Genomic DNA, 1,900 nt, shown 5'->3' on the forward strand with positions numbered 1-1,900 from the left:
CACTCCGCCGGCGCCTTCGGTGAGGACGACAAGGTCGTCACCGACCGCGAGGGCATCGAGCCCGTCATGCCCGTCGGCAAGGACGGCCGCTTCACGCACCCGGTCGAGGAGTACGCCGGGATGCTGGTCTTCGACGCCAACCTGCACATCATCGACGACCTGAAGGCGGTCACCGCGAGCGTCACGCCCGGCACCGTGCTGCTGCGCCGCGAGACCTACGACCACTCCTACCCGCACTGCTGGCGCTGCCGCGAGCCCCTCATCTACAAGGGTGTCTCGTCCTGGTTCGTCGAGGTCACCGCGGTCAAGGAGCGGCTGCTCGAGCTGAACGAGGAAATCCGCTGGGTGCCTGACCACATCCAGCACGGCTCCTTCGGCAAGTGGCTGGCCAACGCCCGCGACTGGTCGATCACCCGCAACCGGTTCTGGGGCTCGCCGGTGCCGGTGTGGAAGTCCGACGACGAGGCCTACCCGCGCCTGGACGTCTACGGCTCCCTGGCGGAGATGGAGCGCGACTTCGGCCGGCTGCCCGTCGACCATGAGGGCAACCCCGACCTGCACCGTCCCTTCATCGACGACCTGACGAGGCCCAACCCGGACGACCCGACCGGCACGTCCACCATGCGCCGCGTGGCCGACGTGCTCGACGTGTGGTTCGACTCGGGCTCCATGAGCTTCGCCCAGGTGCACTACCCGTTCGAGAACGCCGACTGGTTCGAGGGGCACTTCCCGGGGGACTTCATCGTCGAGTACATCGGCCAGACCCGCGGCTGGTTCTACACGATGCACGTCCTGGCCGGCGCGATCTTCGACAAGCCCGCCTTCTCGACCTGCGTCAGCCACGGCATCGTGCTGGGCAGCGACGGGGCGAAGATGAGCAAGTCGCTGCGCAACTACCCGGACGTCCGCGAGGTCTTCGACCGCGACGGCGCCGACGCGATGCGCTGGTTCCTGATGAGCTCGCCGATCCTTCGCGGCGGCAACCTGGTCGTCACCGAGCAGGGCATCCGCGACTCGGTGCGCCAGGTGCTGATCCCGCTCTGGAACAGCTGGTACTTCTTCAGCCTCTACGCCAACGCCGCCCGGCACGACGACGGCGCGGGGTACGACGCGGCGTACACCACCGCCAGCAGCCACCCGATGGACCGCTACATCCTCGCGAAGCTGCGCGACCACGTCGCCGCGATGGCCCACGAGCTCGACAACTACGAGGTCGCGGGGGCGTGCGACTCGACGCGCTCGTTCCTCGACGTGCTGACGAACTGGTACATCCGCCGCTCGCGCGACCGGTTCTGGGCAGGAGACGCCGACGCGTTCGACACGCTGCACACCGCCCTCGAAGTGCTGTGCCGGGTCGCCGCGCCGTTGCTGCCGCTCACCTCCGAGGCCGTGTACACCGGGCTCACCGGCTCGCCCTCTGTTCACCTCACCGACTGGCCGTCTGCATCGTCGTATCCCGCCGACTCCGCGCTCGTCGCCGCCATGGACCGCGTGCGTGACGTCTGCTCGGTGACGTCGTCGGTTCGCAAGTCGGCCGGCCTGCGGGTGCGGTTGCCGCTCACGTCGGTAACCGTCGCCTCGGCCGACGCCGAGTCGCTGGCCCCGTTCACGTCGATCATCGCGGACGAGATGAACGTGAAGTCGGTGAACCTCACGACCGACCTCGGCTCCGCCGGGCGCTTCGAGCTGCAGGTCGTGCCGGGTGCCCTGGGACCGCGGGTCGGCAAGGCCGTGCAGCCGGTCTTCGGCGCGGTCAAGAAGGGCGAGTGGACGCCGGCCGCCGACGGCACGATCACCGCCGCCGGGATCGAGCTGCAGGAGGGCGAGTTCTCGCTCCGTCTGGTCGCGGCCGATGCCGACCGTTCCGCAGCGCTTCCTGCCAACGACGATGCCGGCGTTG

The 1,900-nt window shown here is 69.2% G+C and carries 1 protein-coding gene; it reads left to right on the forward strand.

Going from position 1 to position 1,900, the window contains the following annotated elements; genetic code table 11:
* Nucleotides 1-1,900, forward strand: a 1,900-nt coding sequence (locus RMO85_RS06130; RefSeq protein WP_310527511.1) for a class I tRNA ligase family protein, incomplete at both ends; no start/stop codon positions are given.

Source organism: Nocardioides sp. (assembly GCF_031422975.1).
Taxonomy (GTDB): Bacteria; Actinomycetota; Actinomycetes; order Propionibacteriales; family Nocardioidaceae; genus Nocardioides.